We start from the raw sequence: 21,253 nt of genomic DNA, 5'->3' as shown, positions 1-21,253 counted from the left end.
GACTTTTATCATTGGAGCGGACCATGGCGAGCAAACTCTTTTCATTACGCAGCGCGGCACTTCTGGTGTTGTCACTCAGTACGGCCAGCGCCTACGCAGTGGACGTGACCGTGGCGTACCAAACGTCGGCGGAACCTGCCAAGGTAGCGCAGGCGGAAAATAGCTTCGCTAAACAGTCCGGTGCCACCGTTGACTGGCGTAAGTTTGACAGCGGCTCAAGCGTGTTGCGTGCGCTAGCCTCCGGCGACGTGCAGATCGGTAATATCGGCTCCAGTCCACTGGCAGTAGCCGCCAGCCAGAAACTCCCTATCGAAGTGTTCTTGATCGCCTCACAACTTGGCAGCTCCGAGGCCCTGGTGGTGAAGAAGACGATTAAAAGTCCACAGGACTTGATCGGCAAACGCATCGCTGTGCCCTTTATCTCTACCACCCATTACAGCCTGCTAGCCTCGTTGAAGCACTGGGGTATCAAACCTGAGCAGGTCAACATTCTTAATTTACAACCCCCGGCCATTGCCGCTGCCTGGCAACGCGGTGATATCGACGGGGCCTATGTCTGGGCACCGGTGGTCAATGAGTTGGCCAAACAAGGCAAGGTGCTGACGGATTCTGCCGAGGTCGGACAGTGGGGGGCTCCGACCCTTGATGTCTGGGTGGTGCGTAAAGACTTTGCAGAAAAACATCCTGAAGTGGTAACGGCCTTTGCTGCCAGTGCGCTGAATGCCCAAAAAGCCTATCTGGCGCAGCCGGATCAGTGGCTGAAGGACAAAGGAAATCTCAGCACGCTGGCCCGTCTAAGCGGTGTGCCGGAAGAGCAGATACCGGTCTTGGTGAAGGGCAATACCTACCTGCCGGTTGCGGAGCAGATCACCCAGTTGGGTCAGCCGGTGGACAAGGCTATTCACGATACGGCGGAATTCCTCAAACAACAGGGCAAAATTCCACAGGTCGACAGTGATTACAGTGCCTATGTCACCGATCGTTTTGTAAAACAGGTGCAGGCTGCGCCGCAGTCGTAAGGGAGCAGAATGCTAAACGTTAATCACCTTTCAGCAGAATATCAGGGGCGTCCAGCGCTACGCGACGTCTCGTTCCAAATTGCCGCAGGGCAACTGGTGGTGGTGCTTGGCCCCTCGGGCTGCGGCAAAACCACGCTGCTGAATTTGATCGCCGGGTTTATTGAGCCTTCAGCTGGCAGCATCACGCTGGATGGAACGACCGTGAATGGCCCTGGCGCCGAGCGGGGCGTGGTGTTCCAGCATGAGGGTTTACTGCCGTGGCGCAATGTGGTGGATAACGTTGAGTTTGGCCTGCAGCTGGCCGGCGTTGGCAAACAACAGCGTCGCCAGGTGGCGCAGCAGATGTTACAGCACGTCGGCTTGGCGGGTTACGAACAGCATTTCATCTGGCAGCTTTCCGGTGGCATGCGGCAGCGGGTGGGTATTGCACGTGCGCTGGCAGCCGATCCTCGCCTGCTATTGCTGGATGAGCCGTTCGGCGCGCTGGATGCTTTTACCCGTGAGCAAATGCAGGAGCTGTTACTGACCATTTGGCGTGATACCGGCAAGCAGGTGCTTCTGATCACCCATGATATTGAAGAGGCGGTGTTCCTTGCTAGCGAGCTGTTGCTGTTGTCGCCGGGGCCGGGCCAGGTGGTGGAACGTTTGTCGCTGAACTTCGGCCAGCGTTATGCCGACGGCGAGGCTTGCCGTTCAATCAAATCCGATCCCGAATTTATCGCGCAGCGCGAATATGTGCTGGGCAAAGTATTCCAACAGCGCGAGGCCTTGCTATGAGTCTGCATTCCGCTCTCAAAGAGGTTGCTCAGCCGCAGGTGGTTGTGCGTCGTCGGTTTAGCGTACCGCGTAATGTCTGGCTAAGCAGTGCGACCTTGTTGTTGGTATTGGCCGCCTGGTGGGGTGTCACGGCGCTGAACCTGATTAGCCCATTATTTTTGCCTGCTCCGCAGCAGGTATTGCATCAGCTCATCACGATTGCCAGCCCGCAGGGCTTTATGGATGCCACGCTGTGGCAACACTTGGCCGCCAGCCTGGGGCGCATTCTGGTAGCGCTGCTGGCCGCGGTGATTATCGGGGTCCCGGTGGGGATCGCGATGGGATTGAATGAGACGGTGCGTGGCATTCTGGATCCGCTGATTGAAATTTATCGGCCGGTGCCGCCATTGGCCTATTTACCCCTGATGGTGATTTGGTTCGGCATCGGCGAAACTTCAAAGATATTACTGATTTATCTGGCGATTTTCGCCCCGGTAACATTGTCGGCCGTCGCTGGCGTGCGCAGTGTGGCTCAGGTTCGTGTGCGGGCTGCCCAAGCCTTGGGCGCCAGCCGCTGGCAGGTGCTGCGTTTTGTGGTGTTGCCGAGCGCACTGCCTGAGATTTTGACCGGCATCCGTATTGGGCTCGGGGTCGGTTGGTCGACGTTGGTGGCCGCGGAGTTGATTGCCGCCACTCGCGGCCTCGGATTTATGGTGCAATCCGCCGGTGAGTTTCTGGCTACCGATGTGGTGCTGGCTGGCATTGGCGTGATTGCGATTATTGCATTTGGGTTGGAGCTGGGGCTGCGCGCCTTGCAGCGCCGATTGACCCCGTGGCATGGAGTACAACAATGAACGAACGTTTGAATATCATCCCGTTGGGCCCCTATATCGGTGCGCTGGTGGAAAACGTTGAGCTGGCAAGACCCTTGGGCGACGGCCAATTCGAGCAGCTTTACCATGCCTTGCTGAAACACCAAGTGCTGTTTTTGCGTAATCAGCCAATTACACCCTTGCAGCAGCGTAATTTAGCCGGTCGCTTCGGTGATCTGCACATCCACCCGGTCTACCCGCAGGCCGCCGATGTGAAAGAGATCATCGTGCTGGATACCCATGATAATAATCCGCCGGATAATGATAACTGGCATACCGACGTGACCTTTATCGAAAACCCGCCGCTGGGGGCAATTTTGGCGGCGAAAACGCTGCCTTCTGCCGGTGGTGACACGCTGTGGGCCAGCGGTATTGCGGCTTATGACGCGTTGTCTGAACCGTTCAGGCAATTGTTGGCGGGGTTGAGGGCGGAACATGATTTTACCAAGTCATTCCCGGAGCATAAGCATCGTGGTAGCGAAGAGGAACACCAGCGCTGGCAGTTGGCGGTGCAGAAAAATCCCCCTTTGTTGCATCCGGTGGTGCGGACCCATCCCGTGAGTGGTCGTCAGGCGCTGTTCGTCAATGAAGGCTTTACCACAAGGATTGTTGATTTGGCACCAAAGGAAAGCGATGCACTGCTGAATTTCCTGTTTGCGCATATTACCAAACCGGAATTCCAGGTGCGTTGGCGCTGGCAGGAAAATGACATTGCCATTTGGGATAACCGCGTGACGCAGCATTACGCCAACGCGGATTATCTGCCGCAGCGGCGCATCATGCACCGCGCGACCATTCTGGGGGACAAACCTTTTTATCGCGCGTAAGAATGTCTGCACGGCGCAGCGGCGGTGTGAGCTCGCCCCCGCACAGGCATTCTCCGATAACGATAGCGGCCTTGAATGTTAAGATTCAAATTCCTGGGCCAGGCTTTCCAACTGCTCTTGCGCATCCAGCCAGGTCATTTCCGTCTCTTCCAGTGCGGATTTGGTCTGGCTTTGTTTTTGCAGGCATTCAGTCAGCTCAGCTTTACGGCTGATGTCGTACAGTGCCGAGTCCGCCAGTTTCTCTTCTATCGCCGTCAGTTCGGCACCCAGTTTTTCCATCTGCAGTTCCAACTTGGCGATCTGCTTGCGCAGCGGCTGGGTTTGGGTGCGGAATTCGGCCTCGCGGCGTTTCTGATCTTTACGTGCCTGTGCGCTGTTGGCGTTGTTTTCTTTGTCTGGCGCATCTTGCTGGTTTTCCTGCCGTTGCAGGTCGCTCAGCCATTGCTGATAGTCGTCAAGATCGCCTTCGAACACCTCGACCTGGCCATCATGCACCAGATAGAGATCGTCTGTGGTGGAGCGCAACAGGTGACGGTCGTGCGATACCACAACCAACGCGCCTTCGAAGTCGATTAACGCTTCGGTGAGCGCCTGGCGCATGTCCAGGTCCAAGTGGTTAGTGGGTTCATCGAGCAGCAGCAGGTTAGGGCGCTGCCAGACAATCAAGGCCAGTACCAGTCGTGCCTTTTCGCCGCCGGAGAAGCGCTCGGTGACCTCGGTGACCTTATCGCCCTGGAAACCAAAACCGCCCAGATAGTCGCGCAGTTGTTGTTCCAGCACTCGGGGTGCTATACGGCTCAGATGTTGCAAGGGGGATTCGTCGGCGCGCAAAAACTCCAACTGATGCTGGGCGAAGTAACCCAGCTTGATGCCCTTCGCCAGACCAATCTCACCGCTCAGTGGCTCCAGCGAGCCGGCCAGCATTTTGATCAGCGTGGATTTACCTGCCCCATTGCGGCCCAGCAGGCCGATACGCGAGCCGGGTACCAGGTTCAGCTTGATCGATTTCAGGATCACTTTGTCGCCGTAACCCGCGCTGACCTTTTCCATACGTAGCAAAGGGTTTGGCAGGCTTTCTGGCTGACGGAAGCTGAAACTGAACGGGTTATCGACGTGGGCCGGCGCAATCAGCTCCATACGTTCGAGCATTTTGATACGGCTCTGCGCCTGCTTGGCTTTGGTCGCCTGTGCCCGGAAGCGATCAATGTAACTTTGCAGATGCGCCACTTTCTCCTGCTGGGTCTGGTACAGCGCTTGTTGCTGTGCCAATTTGGTCGAGCGTTGGCGTTCGAATGAGGAGTAATTGCCGGTATATTCGTTGATGGTTTCTTGCTCAATGTGCAGGATTTTATCGACGATAGGATCAAGGAAGTCACGGTCATGCGAAATCAGCACCAGCGTACCTTGATAACCCTTCAACCAGCGTTCCAGCCAGATCACCGCATCCAGATCCAAGTGGTTAGTCGGTTCATCGAGCAGCAGTAAGTCTGAGCGACAGACCAGCGCCTGCGCCAGGTTCAAACGCATGCGCCAGCCGCCTGAGAAGGCGCGAACCGGATTGAGTAACTGCTCGTTGGAAAAGCCCAGGCCATGCAGCAGGCTGGCGGCGCGTGAGCGAATGGTCCAGGCGTCGAGTGCGTCAAGTTTACCGTGCAGTGTGGCGATGGCGTGGCCGTCGTTTTTTTCGTTTGCCAACTGCAATTCGGCTTCAAGTTGGCGGAACTCACGGTCGCCGTCGATCACATACTCAAGCGCCGGTACATCCAGCGCAGGGGTTTCCTGATTTACCCAGGCCAAAGCCCAGTTACTTGGGAAGGTGTAGCTGCCGCCGTCTGCGGTCATTTCGCCTTTCAGCAATGACAGCAGCGTTGATTTTCCGCAGCCGTTTTTTCCCACCAGACCGACCTTCTGACCTGGATTAACCGTCGCCGTGGCGTTGTCCAACAGGACGCGGGTGCCGCGTCGGATTTGTAGCGAGGAGAATACAATCATAAAGCGCCGTATGTTCAGAGTATGTTAAATTGAGGTGATTCTAAATTAACAGGCCTTATATGCCCTATGAATTTCACGTTGCAGCCAGGCGACAAGGGCGTTTATCCCAGGAGCTACTAAGGTAAGTGGCTGGGGTTAACGCACGCAGGTAGCACCGCTGCAGTTTGAAAAGCGACGGGTATGCTGTCCTATTATTAGTCTTTGCGGACCATGGTAACGGAAAACCGCTACTCTGACGACGCTTTGGAGGGGAATGATGTCACAGCCGCCGAAGGTCTTGCTGCTGTATGCCCATCCGGAATCCCAGGACTCGGTAGCGAATCGGGTTTTGCTTCGACCGGCGCAGCAGTTGGAACATGTCACCGTGCACGATTTATACGCGCACTATCCTGATTTTTTTATTGATATTCACCACGAACAACAATTGCTGCGTGAACACCAGGTCATTGTTTTTCAACATCCTCTCTATACCTACAGTTGCCCGGCCCTGCTGAAAGAATGGTTGGATCGCGTGCTGTCGCGCGGCTTTGCCAGCGGTATCGGTGGCAATGCGCTGACGGGAAAGTATTGGCGTTCGGTGATCACCACCGGTGAGCCTGAGGGTGCCTACCGTACTGGCGGCTATAACCGTTATCCGATGGAAGATATTTTGCGGCCATTCGAACTGACCGCCGCCATGTGCCACATGCACTGGATGACGCCGATGCTGGTGTACTGGGCACGCAGGCAGAAACCAGAGGTGCTGGAAAGCCATGCTGCCGCGTACGGTGACTGGTTGCGTCATCCGCTGCCACAGGGAGGGAGATGAACATGGAAGGCTCCGCCTTATTGACCGCAATTTTACTGTTTCTGTTCGCCGCGGTGGTTACGGTACCGATCGCCCGCCGGTTAGGGATTGGCGCCGTATTGGGCTACCTGATCGCCGGCATTGCCATCGGCCCCTGGGGGCTGGGCTTCATTCGCGACGTTGACGAGATCCTGCACTTTTCCGAGTTGGGTGTGGTGTTCCTGATGTTTATCATCGGGCTGGAACTGAACCCGAGCAAGCTGTGGGAGCTGCGGCGTTCCATTTTTGGTGTCGGCGCGGGACAAGTGCTGATTACCGCCGCTGTACTGGGAGCGTTGCTCTACCTTACCCATTTCGCTTGGCAGGCTGCTGTGATTGGGGGCATAGGACTGGCGATGTCTTCAACGGCCATGGCGCTGCAATTAATGCGCGAAAAAGGTATGAACCGCAATGAGGGCGGGCAACTGGGATTCTCGGTGTTGTTGTTCCAGGATATGGCGGTGATCCCGGCGCTGGCCCTGATCCCGATTTTGGCCGGTGCCGGTGGTAGCAGTGACGATTGGGCACAAATTGCACTCAAGGTTGCGGCGTTCGGCGGCATGCTGATCGGTGGGCGTTTCCTGCTGCGGCCACTGTTCCGCTACATCGCTTCTTCTGGAGTGCGTGAGATCTTTACTGCCGCCGCATTGTTGGTGGTGCTCGGGGCCGCGTTGTTTATGGATGCGCTTGGCCTGTCGATGGCGCTTGGCACCTTTATCGCGGGTGTGCTGCTGGCGGAAAGTGAATATCGCCATGAGTTGGAAATCGCCATCGAGCCGTTCAAAGGGCTGTTACTGGGGCTGTTTTTTATCTCGGTGGGCATGGCGTTAAATATCGGCGTACTCTATACCCATTTGGTCGAAGTGTTGCTCGGTGTTGTGGTGCTGGTGACGATCAAGTCAGGCGTGCTTTATACACTGTCGCGTATTTTTGGGCTGCGCAGTTCCGTGCGTTTGCAGTTTGCCGGCGTGCTTAGCCAAGGTGGGGAATTTGCCTTCGTGCTGTTTTCGGCCGCGGGTGCACAGAAGGTCTTGCAGCCCGATCAGCTTGCATTGCTGTTGGTGGTAGTAACGTTGTCGATGATGACTACGCCGTTACTGATGCAGATTATCGACCGTATTTTGGTACGCCGCTACAACGCCAAGGACGAAGACGAAGAGACGCCGTACGTGGAAGATGACGATCCGCAGGTGATTATCGTCGGCTTCGGGCGTTTTGGTCAGGTGATCGGCCGGCTGCTGATGGCCAATAAGATGCGTATTACCGTATTGGAACGGGACGTCAGCGCCGTCGGTGTGCTGCGTCGCTACGGTTATAAGGTGTATTACGGTGACGCCACCGAGCTGGAATTGCTGCGGGCAGCCGGGGCAGCGAAGGCCAAGTCGATTGTGATCACCTGTAATGAGCCGGAGGACACGATGGAAATTGTGCGCCTGTGTCAGCAGCATTTTCCCGAACTGAGCATTTTGGCGCGTGCACGTGGTCGCGTGGAGGCGCACGAATTATTGCAGGCGGGGGTCAAGCAGTTTACTCGTGAAACCTTCTCCAGTGCCTTGGAACTGGGGCGCAAAGCGCTAATGGAGCAGGGCATGCATCCGCATCAGGCCTATCGTGCTCAGCAACACTTCCGTCGGTTGGATATGCGGATGCTACGTGAGCTGATGCCACCACATCACGGCGATGTGGCGCAGATTTCCCGCGTGAAAGAAGCGCGGCGCGAGCTGGAAGAACTTTTCCACCGAGAAATGCAAAAAGAGAGTCGCCAGTTCGACGGCTGGGATGAATACGAATAATTTGGAGCACTGAGATGTCTGCAACACGCAAAAGATTTATTGCCGGAGCCGTTTGCCCAAGCTGCAAAGCCATGGATACGCTGGCCGTTTGGCGCGAAGACCAGGTTGAAGTGGTCGAGTGCGTTAAGTGTGGTCACCATCAGCGACAGACCGAAGAGCAGGTCGCAAAACACGTGAGGCCGCAGGAGCAGGTGATCGGTATTTTCCATCCTGAGTAGCGTTATCGGGCGCGTTTTTTTATGCTGGAGGGTACAGCGGGGCAGATTTCCGATACAATCTGTCCGGTTAAGGCGTAGCCCAAAGACAGTTGCGCCAAGTGTCTAACGGTAGGAGATATCATGAAAGTAGCAAAAGACTTGGTGGTCAGCCTGGCTTATCAAGTACGTACAGAAGACGGTGTGTTGGTTGATGAGTCTCCGGTGAGTGCGCCGCTGGACTATCTGCACGGGCATGGTTCTCTGATCGCAGGTCTGGAAAAAGCACTCGAAGGCCACGAAGCTGGCGATCGTTTTGACGTGAATGTTGGCGCTAACGATGCGTACGGCAACTACGACGAAAACCTGGTGCAGCGCGTGCCTAAAGACGTCTTTATGGGCGTTGACGAGTTGGAAGTTGGCATGCGTTTCCTGGCTGATACCGATCAGGGTCCAGTTCCAGTCGAAATCACCGAAGTGGACGGCGATCACGTCGTGGTTGACGGCAACCACATGCTGGCTGGCCAGAACCTGAACTTCAATGTAGAAGTTGTCGCGATTCGCGAAGCTACTGCTGAAGAACTGGCGCACGGTCACGTACACGGCGAGCACGATCATCACCACGAACACGGTGAAGGTTGCTGCGGCGGCCATGGCCACGATCACGACCATGACCACGCGCATGGCCAGGATCAGGCTAAGAAAGGCGGTTGCGGTAACGGCGGTTGCGGCTGCCACTAATCGCAGCGCAGTAACGGCAAAAAAAAGGCGGCCCTGGGGCTGCCTTTTTTATGGTCTGTCAATAATGTGGCGGCGGCGTTTCTTCCGACTGTGAGGCGATCATCGACGTTTGGGTCGAACGCAGTTTGTCGGTCAGAACGCGCAGGTGGTCCTGCAATTTCAGCATTTCAAGCTGGTGTTGTACCACCGTTTGGTTGAGTTCTTCGATGGTGACTTCCTGAAAGGCCTGGCGGCTTTCCAGCTCTTCAAGCCGCATTAACAGGCTTTGGGTATCGGCGTTGTGCATGATGCTACCTCTGACACGGTTTAATCCTGGATCTGACACTATGTTAACAGCTGCCGCTGGCTTTGCGCTGTGCTATTTCACCCGCTCCGTGAGGCAACTTCACGAAAGCGTGGCGGGCCTGTGTAAAGTGCTGAAAAATAGAGCGCTTGCTTTGACGGTATTTGTTACTGTTGTGCTGCGGGATGAAAGAAAAATCTGATTTATCATGCGGGTAGCACATTAAACGAAACTTCTGTTTAAAGCGGGAGTCACACTTTGACTCGATTGGTTACCTGTGTGACTGTTTTGTTTTCTTTCGGACAGCTATAGTAGCCCGGTTATCTTACTTAATGATTGTTTGGGGCACCGCTTCAGACACTGGAGAAATGGATGAAATCTTTGTTTAAAGTCACGCTTCTGGCAACCACCATGGCTTTTGCTCTGAATGCGACCCACGTCATGGCTGCGGATGCAGCTAAACCGGCAGAAGCGGCGAAACCTGCTGACGCGGCGCCAAGCACTGGCAAGTTCAAGAATGATGACGAACAAGCGGCTTACGCACTGGGTGCATCACTGGGTCGTTACATGGACAACTCACTGAAAGAACAAGAAAAGCTTGGCATTAAACTGGATAAAGACCAGTTGATCTCAGGCGTTCAAGACGCTTTTGCTAACAAGAGCAAACTGAACGACGCAGACATCGAAAAAACGCTGCAGAGCTTTGAAGCACGCGTGAAGGCTTCCGCCCAGGCGAAGATGGAGCAGGACGCGAAAGATAACGAAGCGAAAGGCACTAAGTATCGCGATACCTTCGCTAAAGAAAAAGGCGTGAAGAAAACTGAATCTGGCCTGCTGTATCAGGTAGAAAAACCAGGTGCCGGTGCTGCGCCTAAAGACAGCGATACCGTTGTGGTGAACTACAAAGGCACCCTGACCGACGGCACTGAGTTCGACAACTCATACACCCGTGGCGAGCCGCTGTCGTTCCGTTTGGACGGTGTGATCCCAGGTTGGACTGAAGGCCTGAAACACATCAAGAAAGGCGGCAAAATCAAGCTGGTTATCCCACCGGCACTGGCCTACGGTAAAACTGGCGTTCCGGGCATCCCGGCTAACTCCACCCTGGTATTCGACGTTGAGCTGCTGGACGTGAAAGCGGCACCAAAAGCAGACGCTAAGGCTGAGAAGCCCGCTGACGCAGCGGCTGATGCTAAAGTGCAATAAGCCTGTCTGAGTACCTCACCGCCGCGAATATTCTTCGCGGCGGCTTTATTTTAGCACACCCAATTACGTGCCACTTTCACGCCTTACCCACTGATCGCTTGACGCCTGCCGGGCATCGGGCTTAACGTCAATACCACGCGCAAACGCAAGGATTTTACTCTGGTTGTTTTGCTAGACTAATAATCCGGGCTTATAAGTCATGCGCCTGCCCCTTAGGGCGTGTATCTAAAACTGTTCCTGGTCGTTTCGGCCTGCGGACGTTCGTCGTGCTGTTTCAGACTGATATCAGCCAGCCCACCCTGTTTTATCACAAGGGTGCGCCGCCTGTGGAAAGCAGCCTGCACGAGCAGTTTTAGCTGCGCCCCCTGGCACAGGCGATCTTTGAGGGTGGTATTTTCGATGTCTAATTCGCTTTTATCCAGCGAAGCCAGCGAACTTGATTTGCTGAATGAACGTCCGTTTACTCAGACGGATCATGAAATTCTGAAGTCTTACGAAGCCGTTGTTGATGGCCTGGCGATGTTAATCGGCGGGCATTGCGAAATTGTGCTGCACGCACTGGAAGATTTGAAATGCTCTGCGGTGCGCATTGCTAACGGCGAACATACCGGTCGGCAAATCGGTTCGCCGATCACTGACCTGGCGCTGCGTATGCTGCACGACATGGCGGGTGACGATAGCAGCGTGTCGAAAGCCTATTTTACCCGCGCCAAGAGCGGCGTGCTGATGAAGTCGGTAACTATCGCCATTCGCAATCGCGAGCAGCGAGTGATTGGCTTGCTGTGCATTAACATGAACCTCGATGTTCCCTTCTCCCAGGTCATGCAGACCTTCATGCCACCGGAAACGCAAGATGTTGCCCCGTCGGTCAACTTTGCGTCCTCCGTTGACGACTTGGTGGCGCAAACGCTGGAGTTCACCATTGAAGAAGTGAATGCCGATCGCACTGTCTCCAACAACGCGAAAAATCGCCAGGTGGTACTGAACCTCTATGAGAAGGGTATTTTTGATATCAAGGATGCGATCAACCAGGTGGCGGATCGGCTGAATATCTCCAAACACACGGTGTACTTGTACATTCGCCAGTTCAAAAGCGGCGATCTGTTGGGAACCGAACGTTGATGCTGGATTACTGTCTTTTGGTCACTGGCCCGGCGTATGGCACCCAGCAGGCTAGCAGTGCCTATCAGTTTGCACTTGCCCTTTTAGCTAAAGGGCACCGCCTTTCCAGCGTGTTTTTTTACCGTGAAGGCGTATTGAACGCCAATCAACTGACGGCACCGGCCGGTGATGAGTTCGATTTGGTACGGTGCTGGACGCAACTGGCGCAACAGCACGGTATTGCGCTCAATGTCTGTGTGGCAGCCGCGCTGCGACGTGGAGTGACCGACGAGCAAGAGGCTGCGCAGCAAGGGCTGGCTACCGCTAATCTTCAGCCGGGTTTCATCCTCAGCGGGCTGGGGTCATTGGCGGAGGCTTCGCTGAGCTGTGACCGCTTGGTGCAGTTCTGAGAGAGTTTATGAAACGAGTCGCTTTTGTTTTTACCCAGAGTCCTCATGGTAGTGCCGGTGGCAGGGAAGGGCTGGATGCATTGCTGGCCACGTCTGCGTTGAGCGAAGAGGTGGGTGTGTTTTTTATTGGCGACGGCGTACTGCAGCTTTTGCCAGGGCAGCAGCCGGAAAAAATTCTGGCGCGTAATTACATTGCGACCTTCGGCGTGTTGCCGTTGTATGACGTTGAGCAATGCTATCTGTGCCAGGCATCCTTACAGGAACGCGGTTTGGGTCAGGTGACCGACTGGGTATTGGATGCTGAAATACTGCCACCGGATGCGTTGCGCCTGCAGTTGGCCAGCTATGACGTGGTGATGACTTTTTAGGAAATCCTGATGCTGTATACCCTTAGCCGTTCCCCCACACAATGTGATTTGCCAGCATTGCTGCGCTTAACTGCCCCAGGTGATGACTTGCTGTTGTTGCAAGATGGCGTGCTGGCTGGCTTGGCTGGCAGCGCGCACCTTGAATTGCTACTCAGCGCCCCCATATCCCTTTATGCGCTGCAGAACGACCTGGAAGCCAGAGGATTGGTTGGTCATTTTTCGCACAATATTACTGTTGTCGGCTATAATCATTTCGTCGAATTAACCGAAAAACACCGCAGCCAAATGGCTTGGTGATGAGAGTAATGTTGTATATTTCTTGACACCTCAACTGCTCAGCCATAAAATTCTGCGTCCCGTACTTTGCCAGTAGTGCATACGGGGGGATTTATCACATGTTTACGAAGCAACAAACGAAGCAAAAACCAGGAGCTTTTTAATGGCAACAATTAATCAGCTGGTACGCAAACCACGCTCTGTGAAGGCTGCTAAAAGCAACGTTCCAGCGCTGGAAGCCTGCCCGCAGAAACGTGGCGTATGTACTCGCGTATATACCACCACTCCTAAGAAACCAAACTCCGCACTGCGTAAAGTATGCCGTGTGCGTTTGACTAACGGTTTTGAAGTTACCTCCTACATCGGCGGTGAAGGTCATAACCTGCAGGAACACTCCGTGATCCTGATCCGTGGCGGTCGTGTAAAAGACTTGCCAGGTGTGCGTTACCACACCGTTCGTGGTGCACTTGACTGCTCCGGCGTTAAAGACCGTAAGCAAGCTCGTTCCAAGTACGGCGTGAAGAAGCCAAAGGCTTAATGGTTCTCCGTTAAGTAAGGCCAAACATTTTCACTTTAATGTCAAAATAAACTCGTAGAGTTTTGGACAATCCTGAATTAACAACGGAGTATTTCCATGCCACGTCGTCGCGTAATCGGCCAACGTAAAATCCTTCCAGATCCTAAGTTCGGATCCGAACTGTTGGCCAAATTTGTAAATATCCTGATGGTAGATGGTAAAAAATCTACTGCAGAAGCAATCGTCTATACCGCGCTGGAGACCCTGGCTCAGCGTTCTGGTAAAGATCACCTGGAAGCTTTCGAAGTAGCTCTCGACAACGTACGCCCGACTGTAGAAGTTAAGTCTCGCCGCGTTGGTGGTTCTACTTATCAGGTACCAGTTGAAGTTCGCCCGGTCCGTCGTAATGCTCTGGCAATGCGTTGGATCGTTGATGCTGCTCGTAAACGCGGTGATAAATCCATGGCTTTGCGCTTGGCGAACGAGCTTTCTGACGCAGTTGAGAACAAAGGTTCTGCTGTTAAGAAACGTGAAGACGTTCACCGTATGGCCGAAGCTAACAAGGCGTTCGCCCACTACCGCTGGTAATTGCCACGCAGTAGTTATGCTAACCAAGCGGGCGCTTCAAGAAGCCAACCCGCTTGGGTTAACTGAACTTGAACGCCTAAGGCAATAGAGGAATCAAATGGCTCGTACAACACCCATTGAGCGCTATCGTAACATCGGTATCAGCGCCCACATCGACGCCGGTAAAACGACCACTACCGAACGTATTCTGTTCTACACCGGTGTAAACCACAAAATCGGTGAAGTTCATGATGGCGCAGCCACCATGGACTGGATGGAACAGGAGCAGGAGCGTGGTATTACCATCACTTCTGCAGCGACTACTGCTTTCTGGTCTGGTATGGCCAAGCAGTTCGAGCCGCACCGCGTAAACATCATCGACACCCCAGGGCACGTTGACTTCACCATCGAAGTAGAACGTTCTATGCGTGTTCTTGATGGTGCGGTAATGGTTTACTGTGCTGTTGGTGGTGTTCAGCCGCAGTCTGAAACCGTATGGCGTCAGGCTAACAAATACAAAGTTCCACGCATCGCGTTCGTTAACAAAATGGACCGCATGGGTGCTAACTTCCTGAAAGTTGTTGGTCAGATCAAATCTCGTCTGGGCGCGAATCCAGTTCCATTGCAACTGGCTATCGGCGCGGAAGAGAAATTCACCGGTGTTGTTGACCTGGTGAAAATGAAAGCTATCAACTGGAACGAAGCTGATGCTGGCGTGACCTTCGAATACGAAGAGATCCCTGCAGACATGCAAGAACTGGCTGCTGAATGGCACCAGAACCTGGTTGAATCTGCAGCGGAAGCTTCAGATGAGCTGATGGACAAATACTTGGGCGGCGATGAGCTGACCGAGGAAGAAATCAAGAAAGCTCTGCGTCAGCGCGTGCTGAACAACGAAATCATCCTGGTGACTTGTGGTTCTGCATTTAAGAACAAAGGCGTACAGGCGATGCTGGATGCGGTAATTGATTACCTGCCAGCTCCTACTGACGTTGCTGCAATCAACGGTATGCTGGATGACGGTAAAGATACTCCAGCTGTTCGTCACTCTACCGATGATGAGCCGTTCGCGGCGCTGGCGTTCAAAATCGCTACCGACCCGTTCGTAGGTAACTTGACCTTCTTCCGTGTGTACTCAGGTGTGGTTAACTCCGGTGACACCGTACTGAACTCCGTGAAGGCGGATCGCGAGCGTCTGGGCCGTATCGTTCAGATGCATGCGAACAAACGTGAAGAGATCAAAGAAGTTCGCGCAGGCGACATTGCTGCGGCAATCGGCCTGAAGAACGTGACTACCGGTGACACTCTGTGTGATCCAGACAATGTGATCATTCTGGAGCGTATGGAATTCCCTGAGCCGGTAATTTCTATCGCGGTAGAACCAAAAACCAAAGCTGACCAAGAAAAAATGGGTCTGGCTCTGGGTCGTCTGGCTAAAGAAGATCCATCATTCCGCGTTTGGACTGACGAAGAAACTAACCAGACTATCATCGCAGGTATGGGTGAGCTGCACCTCGACATCATCGTTGACCGCATGAAGCGTGAATTCAACGTTGAAGCGAACGTCGGTAAACCACAGGTTGCTTACCGTGAAGCGATTCGCGCGAAAGTTACCGATATCGAAGGTAAGCACGCCAAGCAGTCTGGTGGTCGTGGTCAGTACGGTCATGTTGTTATCGACATGTACCCACTGGAGCCGGGCTCAAACCCGAAAGGCTACGAGTTCATCAATGACATTAAAGGCGGTGTGATCCCAACGGAATACATCCCTGCCGTTGATAAAGGCCTCCAGGAGCAGCTTAAGTCTGGTCCACTGGCCGGTTATCCGGTAGTTGATCTCGGTGTGCGTCTGCATTTCGGTTCTTACCATGATGTTGACTCCTCCGAATTGGCGTTTAAACTGGCCGCGTCTATCGCCTTTAAAGATGGCTTTAAAAAAGCGAAACCTGTTTTGCTTGAGCCAATCATGAAGGTTGAAGTTGAAACGCCGGAAGAGAACACTGGTGACGTCATCGGTGACCTTAGCCGTCGTCGTGGTCAACTGAAAGGTCAGGAATCTAACGCTACTGGCGTTCAGATTCACGCTGAAGTTCCGTTGTCCGAGATGTTCGGATACGCGACACAACTGCGTTCTCTGACCAAAGGCCGTGCTTCTTACTCCATGGAGTTCCTGAAGTACGATGATGCGCCGAACAACGTCGCTCAGGCCGTTATTGAAGCCCGTGGTAAATAAGCTTTCGGGTTTAACACATTGATCAGTGCTCTCTCCATGAGGGGAGAGCATAAGAGTAAGGAATATAGCCGTGTCTAAAGAAAAATTTGAACGTTCCAAACCGCACGTTAACGTTGGTACTATCGGCCACGTTGACCACGGTAAAACTACCCTGACTGCAGCAATCACCACCGTTCTGGCTAAAACCTACGGCGGTTCTGCACGTGCTTTCGACCAGATCGATAACGCGCCAGAAGAAAAAGCTCGTGGTATCACCATCAACACTTCTCACGTTGAATATGACACCCCGACTCGTCACTACGCGCACGTTGACTGCCCAGGGCACGCCGACTACGTTAAAAACATGATCACCGGTGCTGCTCAGATGGACGGCGCTATCCTGGTTGTTGCTGCGACTGATGGCCCAATGCCACAGACCCGTGAGCACATCCTGCTGGGTCGTCAGGTTGGCGTTCCTTTCATCATCGTATTCATGAACAAATGCGACATGGTTGATGATGAAGAGCTGCTGGAACTGGTAGAAATGGAAGTTCGTGAACTTCTGTCTGCTTATGACTTCCCTGGTGATGACCTGCCAGTTGTTCGTGGTTCAGCGCTGAAAGCACTGGAAGGCGAAGCTGAGTGGGAAGCTAAAATCATCGAGCTGGCTGGCTACCTGGATTCTTACATCCCAGAACCAGAGCGTGCTATCGACAAGCCGTTCCTGCTGCCAATCGAAGACGTATTCTCCATCTCCGGTCGTGGTACCGTTGTTACCGGTCGTGTTGAGCGCGGTATCGTTAAAGTTGGCGAAGAAGTTGAAATCGTTGGTATCAAAGACACCGTTAAGTCTACCTGTACTGGCGTTGAAATGTTCCGCAAATTGCTGGACGAAGGCCGTGCTGGTGAGAACGTAGGTGTTCTGCTGCGTGGTATCAAGCGTGAAGATATCGAACGTGGTCAGGTACTGGCTAAACCAGGTTCAATCAAGCCACACACCAAATTCGACTCAGAAGTGTACATCCTGAGCAAAGAAGAAGGTGGTCGTCACACGCCATTCTTCAAAGGCTACCGTCCACAGTTCTACTTCCGTACAACTGACGTGACCGGTACCATCGAACTGCCAGAAGGCGTTGAGATGGTAATGCCAGGCGACAACGTGAACATGGTTGTAACCCTGATTCACCCAATCGCGATGGACGACGGTCTGCGTTTCGCAATCCGTGAAGGCGGCCGTACTGTAGGCGCTGGTGTTGTTGCTAAAGTTATCGCTTAATCGCGTATAATTTTTCGACACAAAAAAGAGGGCACTTCGGTGCCCTTTTTTTATGCAATCTGGTCAAATGTTAATTGAAATAAAAAGCATTCCTATTTAGACTTACGGCATTGGTTAAGAAGTGAGTCTCTCTATGTATGTATGCTTGTGTAATGCCGTGACTGACAAAGCGATTCGTAAGGCCGTGCGTCAGCACAACCCGCATACCATGAAACAATTGCGTGAACTTGTGCCAATTGGTACCGATTGCGGAAAGTGCATTCGTCAGGCAAGACAGATTATGGTGGAGGAAAGCGGAACCATTATTCCTATGCACGAAGTTGCCTAACTAAAGGTAAGGTTATTTTTTGACTCTTGGCTTACAGCTTCTACACTTTTAGAACTGGCCAGGAGGAGTTACCTATGAAAGGCGATAAAAAGATCATTGCTCACCTCAACAAACTGCTCGGTAACGAGCTGGTTGCCATCAATCAATATTTCCTGCACGCCCGAATGTTCAAGAATTGGGGATTAACACGCCTCAATGATAAGGAATACCACGAGTCGATTGACGAAATGAAGCATGCCGATCGCTATATCGAACGGATTCTGTTTCTGGAAGGTATCCCGAATTTGCAGGATCTCGGCAAGCTGAACATTGGCGAAGACATTGAAGAGATGCTGCGTTCCGATCTGGCGCTGGAGCTGGCGGGTGCCAAGAACCTGCGCGAAGGCATCGCCTACGCCGATTCTATCCATGACTATGTCAGCCGCGATCTGATGATAGAGATCTTGGCCGATGAAGAAGAGCATATCGACTGGCTGGAGACCGAACTGGATTTGATTGCTCGTCTGGGGATCCAGAACTACGCGCAAGCTCAGCTTTAGGAATATAAATACCGTTTCCCCCACTCAACGACGATGCTCCCCGGCCGGCATGTGTTTTCTCCAGTAGGGCGGGGGAGCGCCGGCAACGCAGTATTGTAGCCCCCCCGCATACATCGATCTCTGTTCCGCACTTCGTCACGTAAAATGCCCGCCTGTAAAAGATGCCGATATCCTGAGCATATTTCCATCTGTGTCTTGCTTCTCGCTCTGTTTTGCGTATAATGCGCGGGCTTACCTAATCTTGGTAAGCCTGATTTTAGCGAATCAGTCGATTGGCAGGTACGTTTTGCCCTTCGAACAATACTCCCGATATGGGGGTTATATGTTGACGATTACACTCCCCCATCAATCGAAATGGGTGTGAGGAGTAATTATTTACGTTTATAAATAATTGGAGCTCTGGTCTCATGCAGAACCAAAGAATCCGTATCCGCCTGAAAGCGTTTGATCATCGTCTTATCGATCAATCAACCGCGGAAATCGTCGAGACTGCAAAGCGCACTGGTGCGCAAGTCCGTGGTCCGATCCCGCTGCCAACTCGCAAAGAGCGCTTTACCGTTCTGATCTCTCCGCACGTTAACAAAGACGCGCGTGATCAGTACGAGATTCGCACTCACAAGCGTCTGGTTGACATCGTTGAGCCAACCGAGAAAACCGTTGATGCTCTGATGCGTCTGGATCTGGCTGCTGGTGTAGACGTGCAGATCAGCCTGGGTTAATCAGGTCATTGAGCGATTGAGAGGTTGAAACAATGATTGGTTTAGTCGGTAAGAAATTGGGTATGACTCGTATCTTCACTGAAGATGGCGTTTCTATCCCAGTAACCGTGATTGAAATTGAAGCGAACCGCGTGACTCAGGTTAAAGACCTGGCTAACGACGGGTACCGTGCCGTTCAGGTTACTACCGGTAGCAAAAAAGCTAACCGCGTAACCAAACCGGAAGCGGGCCATTTCGCTAAAGCTGGCGTCGAAGCTGGCCGTGGTCTGTGGGAATTCCGCCTTGCAGAAGGTGAAGAGTTCACTACAGGTCAGAACATCAGCGTAGAAATCTTCGCTGAAGTTAAAAAAGTCGATGTTACCGGTACTTCTAAAGGTAAAGGTTTTGCTGGCACTGTAAAGCGCTGGAACTTCCGTACCCAAGATGCTACCCACGGTAACTCCTTGTCTCACCGCGTTCCGGGTTCTATCGGTCAGAACCAGACTCCGGGCAAAGTGTTCAAAGGCAAGAAAATGGCTGGCCACCTGGGTGACGAGCGTGTAACCGTTCAAAGCCTGGACGTAGTACGTGTTGACGCTGAGCGCAACCTGCTGCTGGTTAAGGGTGCTGTACCGGGCGCAACCGGTGGCAACCTGATCGTTAAACCAGCTGTGAAGGCGTAAGGGGATAGCAATGGAATTAGTATTGAAAGACGCGCAAAGCGCGCTGACTGTTTCCGAAACTACCTTCGGTCGTGACTTCAACGAAGCGCTGGTACACCAGGTTGTTGTTGCTTATGCAGCAGGTGCCCGTCAAGGTACTCGTGCTCAGAAGACCCGTGCTGAAGTAACTGGTTCCGGTAAAAAACCGTGGCGCCAGAAAGGTACCGGCCGTGCGCGTTCAGGTTCTGTAAAGAGCCCGATCTGGCGTTCAGGTGGCGTGACCTTTGCTGCTAAGCCTCAGGACCACAGTCAGAAAGTTAACAAAAAGATGTACCGCGGCGCGCTGAAAAGCATCCTGTCCGAACTGGTACGTCAAGATCGTCTGATCGTTGTCGAGAAGTTCTCTGTAGAAGCGCCTAAAACTAAGCTGCTGGCACAGAAACTGAAAGATATGGCTCTGGAAGATGTGCTGATCGTGACCGGTGAACTGGATGAGAATCTGTTCCTGGCTGCTCGCAACCTGTACAAGGTTGACGTGCGCGATGTAGCAGGTATCGACCCGGTTAGCCTGATCGCCTTCGACAAAGTGGTTATGACTGCTGATGCTGTGAAGCAAGTTGAGGAGATGCTGGCATGATCCGTGAAGAACGTTTGCTGAAAGTGCTGCGTGCACCGCACGTATCTGAAAAAGCATCCGCTGCGATGGAAAAAAGCAACACCATCGTACTCAAAGTTGCCAAAGACGCGACCAAAGCAGAAATTAAAGCTGCAGTGCAGAAACTGTTTGAAGTCGAAGTCGAAGACGTTAACACCCTGGTAGTTAAAGGGAAAGTGAAGCGTCACGGTCAGCGTGTTGGTCGTCGTAGCGACTGGAAAAAAGCTTACGTCACCCTGAAAGAAGGCCAGAATCTGGACTTCATCGGCGGCGCAGAGTAAGTCGGAGGAGTAAGAACAATGGCAATTGTTAAATGTAAACCTACATCTCCGGGTCGTCGCCACGTTGTTAAAGTGGTTAACCCTGAGCTGCACAAGGGTAAACCTTATGCCCCGCTGCTTGAGAAACTGAGCAAAAGCGGTGGTCGTAACAACAATGGCCGTATCACCACCCGTCATATCGGTGGTGGCCACAAGCAACATTATCGTCTGGTTGACTTCAAACGCAACAAAGATGGTATCCCTGCTGTGGTTGAGCGTCTGGAGTACGATCCGAACCGTTCCGCGAACATCGCGCTGGTTCTGTACAAAGACGGCGAACGCCGTTACATCCTGGCGCCGAAAGGCCTGAAAGCTGGTGACCAGATCCAATCTGGTGTTGATGCTGCAATCAAAGCAGGTAACGCCCTGCCAATGCGCAACATCCCAGTGGGTTCAACGGTTCATAACGTAGAAATGAAACCAGGTAAAGGCGGCCAGATGGCTCGTTCTGCTGGTGCCTACGTTCAGATCGTTGCACGTGATGGTTCCTACGTAACTCTGCGTCTGCGCTCAGGCGAAATGCGTAAAGTTCCAGTTGATTGCCGCGCCACCCTGGGTGAAGTCGGTAACGCTGAACATATGCTTCGCGTTCTGGGTAAAGCAGGTGCTGCACGTTGGCGTGGTGTTCGTCCTACCGTTCGCGGTACGGCGATGAACCCGGTAGATCACCCGCACGGTGGTGGTGAGGGTAAAAACTTTGGTAAACACCCAGTAACACCATGGGGCGTTCAGACCAAAGGTAAGAAAACCCGCAGCAACAAGCGTACCGATAAGTTCATCGTACGTCGCCGTAGCAAAAAATAATTAGAGGATAA

At 53.1% G+C, this 21,253-nt stretch carries 27 protein-coding genes; 25 read left to right on the top strand and 2 right to left on the bottom strand.

The window, feature by feature from the left end; translation table 11 throughout:
* Nucleotides 1-23: 23 nt before the first annotated feature.
* From tauA to tauD, 4 genes are read left to right on the top strand one after another with little or no spacing between them, the layout of a single operon-like run.
* Entirely contained in the window at nucleotides 24-1,019 is a 996-nt protein-coding gene (gene tauA, locus AC2FCQ_RS15300) for a taurine ABC transporter substrate-binding protein (protein WP_404760846.1), read from the top strand.
* Nucleotides 1,020-1,028: 9 nt separating this feature from the next.
* Nucleotides 1,029-1,796: a taurine ABC transporter ATP-binding subunit gene (gene tauB / locus AC2FCQ_RS15295; RefSeq protein WP_265556012.1), complete on the top strand. Its 768-nt coding sequence runs from the start codon at nucleotides 1,029-1,031 to the stop codon at nucleotides 1,794-1,796.
* On the top strand, nucleotides 1,793-2,629 hold the full coding sequence (gene tauC, locus AC2FCQ_RS15290) for a taurine ABC transporter permease TauC (RefSeq protein ID WP_404760847.1): 837 nt from the start codon (nucleotides 1,793-1,795) through the stop codon (nucleotides 2,627-2,629). The genes tauB and tauC overlap by 4 nt, the downstream gene beginning before the upstream one ends.
* Entirely contained in the window at nucleotides 2,626-3,474 is an 849-nt protein-coding gene (gene tauD, locus AC2FCQ_RS15285) for a taurine dioxygenase (RefSeq protein WP_209639081.1), read from the top strand. Before tauC ends, tauD begins: the two co-directional genes overlap by 4 nt.
* 78 nt (nucleotides 3,475-3,552) lie before the next feature.
* On the opposite strand, the gene AC2FCQ_RS15280 is transcribed toward tauD, so the two are convergent.
* The gene (locus tag AC2FCQ_RS15280) at nucleotides 3,553-5,466 is read right to left on the bottom strand and encodes an ABC transporter ATP-binding protein (RefSeq protein WP_265556008.1); all 1,914 of its coding nucleotides are present in this window, start codon (nucleotides 5,464-5,466) and stop codon (nucleotides 3,553-3,555) included.
* 256 nt (nucleotides 5,467-5,722) lie between these two features.
* On the opposite strand from AC2FCQ_RS15280, the gene kefG reads away from it, so the two are divergent.
* The 4 genes from kefG (at nucleotide 5,723) to slyD (ending at nucleotide 9,020) form a co-directional block, all read left to right on the top strand.
* Nucleotides 5,723-6,274 (top strand): glutathione-regulated potassium-efflux system ancillary protein KefG, encoded by a 552-nt coding sequence (gene kefG / locus AC2FCQ_RS15275; protein WP_209639452.1) that lies wholly within the window; start codon nucleotides 5,723-5,725, stop codon nucleotides 6,272-6,274.
* 2 nt (nucleotides 6,275-6,276) lie between these two features.
* Nucleotides 6,277-8,085 carry a glutathione-regulated potassium-efflux system protein KefB gene (kefB, locus tag AC2FCQ_RS15270; RefSeq protein WP_209639077.1) on the top strand — a complete coding sequence of 603 codons (1,809 nt, stop codon included), beginning with the start codon at nucleotides 6,277-6,279 and terminating at the stop codon, nucleotides 8,083-8,085.
* Between the two features lie 14 nt (nucleotides 8,086-8,099).
* Nucleotides 8,100-8,303: a YheV family putative zinc ribbon protein gene (locus AC2FCQ_RS15265; RefSeq protein ID WP_209639075.1), complete on the top strand. Its 204-nt coding sequence runs from the start codon at nucleotides 8,100-8,102 to the stop codon at nucleotides 8,301-8,303.
* Nucleotides 8,304-8,423: 120 nt separating this feature from the next.
* Nucleotides 8,424-9,020, top strand: a complete 597-nt coding sequence (gene slyD, locus AC2FCQ_RS15260; protein ID WP_209639073.1) for a peptidylprolyl isomerase — start codon at nucleotides 8,424-8,426, stop codon at nucleotides 9,018-9,020.
* Between the two features lie 58 nt (nucleotides 9,021-9,078).
* Here slyD and AC2FCQ_RS15255 read toward each other — a convergent pair whose 3' ends face one another.
* Nucleotides 9,079-9,306: a SlyX family protein gene (locus AC2FCQ_RS15255; protein WP_209639071.1), complete on the bottom strand. Its 228-nt coding sequence runs from the start codon at nucleotides 9,304-9,306 to the stop codon at nucleotides 9,079-9,081.
* A 40-nt stretch (nucleotides 9,307-9,346) separates the two neighbouring features.
* Here AC2FCQ_RS15255 and AC2FCQ_RS15250 point away from each other — a divergent pair, with 40 nt between their 5' ends.
* From AC2FCQ_RS15250 to rplB, 17 genes are all read left to right on the top strand, one after another.
* On the top strand, nucleotides 9,347-9,505 hold the full coding sequence (locus AC2FCQ_RS15250) for a hypothetical protein (RefSeq protein ID WP_490308655.1): 159 nt from the start codon (nucleotides 9,347-9,349) through the stop codon (nucleotides 9,503-9,505).
* Nucleotides 9,506-9,675: 170 nt separating this feature from the next.
* On the top strand, nucleotides 9,676-10,509 hold the full coding sequence (gene fkpA, locus AC2FCQ_RS15245) for an FKBP-type peptidyl-prolyl cis-trans isomerase (protein ID WP_490308654.1): 834 nt from the start codon (nucleotides 9,676-9,678) through the stop codon (nucleotides 10,507-10,509).
* A 399-nt stretch (nucleotides 10,510-10,908) separates the two neighbouring features.
* Entirely contained in the window at nucleotides 10,909-11,631 is a 723-nt protein-coding gene (locus tag AC2FCQ_RS15240) for a helix-turn-helix transcriptional regulator (protein WP_209639066.1), read from the top strand.
* Complete coding sequence (gene tusD / locus AC2FCQ_RS15235; RefSeq protein ID WP_404760850.1) at nucleotides 11,631-12,020, top strand: sulfurtransferase complex subunit TusD; 390 nt, start codon at nucleotides 11,631-11,633, stop codon at nucleotides 12,018-12,020. Before AC2FCQ_RS15240 ends, tusD begins: the two co-directional genes overlap by 1 nt.
* Before the next feature lie 8 nt (nucleotides 12,021-12,028).
* The gene (tusC, locus tag AC2FCQ_RS15230; RefSeq protein WP_265556007.1) at nucleotides 12,029-12,388 is read left to right on the top strand and encodes a sulfurtransferase complex subunit TusC; all 360 of its coding nucleotides are present in this window, start codon (nucleotides 12,029-12,031) and stop codon (nucleotides 12,386-12,388) included.
* Between the two features lie 9 nt (nucleotides 12,389-12,397).
* Complete coding sequence (gene tusB, locus AC2FCQ_RS15225; RefSeq protein WP_209639062.1) at nucleotides 12,398-12,685, top strand: sulfurtransferase complex subunit TusB; 288 nt, start codon at nucleotides 12,398-12,400, stop codon at nucleotides 12,683-12,685.
* A gap of 142 nt (nucleotides 12,686-12,827) precedes the next feature.
* Nucleotides 12,828-13,202, top strand: coding sequence for a 30S ribosomal protein S12 (gene rpsL, locus AC2FCQ_RS15220; RefSeq protein ID WP_004930426.1), 375 nt, complete (start codon nucleotides 12,828-12,830; stop codon nucleotides 13,200-13,202).
* A gap of 96 nt (nucleotides 13,203-13,298) precedes the next feature.
* Nucleotides 13,299-13,769 (top strand): 30S ribosomal protein S7, encoded by a 471-nt coding sequence (gene rpsG / locus AC2FCQ_RS15215; protein WP_012147229.1) that lies wholly within the window; start codon nucleotides 13,299-13,301, stop codon nucleotides 13,767-13,769.
* Between the two features lie 97 nt (nucleotides 13,770-13,866).
* On the top strand, nucleotides 13,867-15,981 hold the full coding sequence (gene fusA, locus AC2FCQ_RS15210) for an elongation factor G (RefSeq protein WP_209639060.1): 2,115 nt from the start codon (nucleotides 13,867-13,869) through the stop codon (nucleotides 15,979-15,981).
* A gap of 70 nt (nucleotides 15,982-16,051) precedes the next feature.
* Nucleotides 16,052-17,236 carry an elongation factor Tu gene (gene tuf, locus AC2FCQ_RS15205; RefSeq protein ID WP_020828747.1) on the top strand — a complete coding sequence of 395 codons (1,185 nt, stop codon included), beginning with the start codon at nucleotides 16,052-16,054 and terminating at the stop codon, nucleotides 17,234-17,236.
* Between the two features lie 133 nt (nucleotides 17,237-17,369).
* Entirely contained in the window at nucleotides 17,370-17,564 is a 195-nt protein-coding gene (gene bfd, locus AC2FCQ_RS15200; RefSeq protein ID WP_013814795.1) for a bacterioferritin-associated ferredoxin, read from the top strand.
* Between the two features lie 74 nt (nucleotides 17,565-17,638).
* A complete protein-coding gene (gene bfr / locus AC2FCQ_RS15195) occupies nucleotides 17,639-18,103 on the top strand; it encodes a bacterioferritin (protein ID WP_209640509.1) in 465 nt (154 codons plus the stop codon).
* Nucleotides 18,104-18,510: 407 nt separating this feature from the next.
* On the top strand, nucleotides 18,511-18,822 hold the full coding sequence (rpsJ, locus tag AC2FCQ_RS15190; protein WP_001181005.1) for a 30S ribosomal protein S10: 312 nt from the start codon (nucleotides 18,511-18,513) through the stop codon (nucleotides 18,820-18,822).
* Between the two features lie 32 nt (nucleotides 18,823-18,854).
* Nucleotides 18,855-19,484 (top strand): 50S ribosomal protein L3, encoded by a 630-nt coding sequence (gene rplC / locus AC2FCQ_RS15185; protein WP_037425873.1) that lies wholly within the window; start codon nucleotides 18,855-18,857, stop codon nucleotides 19,482-19,484.
* Between the two features lie 10 nt (nucleotides 19,485-19,494).
* On the top strand, nucleotides 19,495-20,100 hold the full coding sequence (gene rplD, locus AC2FCQ_RS15180; RefSeq protein WP_004929779.1) for a 50S ribosomal protein L4: 606 nt from the start codon (nucleotides 19,495-19,497) through the stop codon (nucleotides 20,098-20,100).
* A complete protein-coding gene (rplW, locus tag AC2FCQ_RS15175) occupies nucleotides 20,097-20,399 on the top strand; it encodes a 50S ribosomal protein L23 (RefSeq protein ID WP_004951179.1) in 303 nt (100 codons plus the stop codon). The genes rplD and rplW overlap by 4 nt, the downstream gene beginning before the upstream one ends.
* Before the next feature lie 18 nt (nucleotides 20,400-20,417).
* Nucleotides 20,418-21,242 (top strand): 50S ribosomal protein L2, encoded by an 825-nt coding sequence (rplB, locus tag AC2FCQ_RS15170; RefSeq protein ID WP_037425869.1) that lies wholly within the window; start codon nucleotides 20,418-20,420, stop codon nucleotides 21,240-21,242.
* Nucleotides 21,243-21,253 lie beyond the last annotated feature (11 nt).

The sequence above is a fragment of the Serratia sp. CoH_134_PS_4 genome (assembly GCF_058190535.1).
The sequence above is the reverse complement of the archived record's forward strand: the minus strand, read 5'-3'. Positions and strand labels throughout refer to the sequence as shown.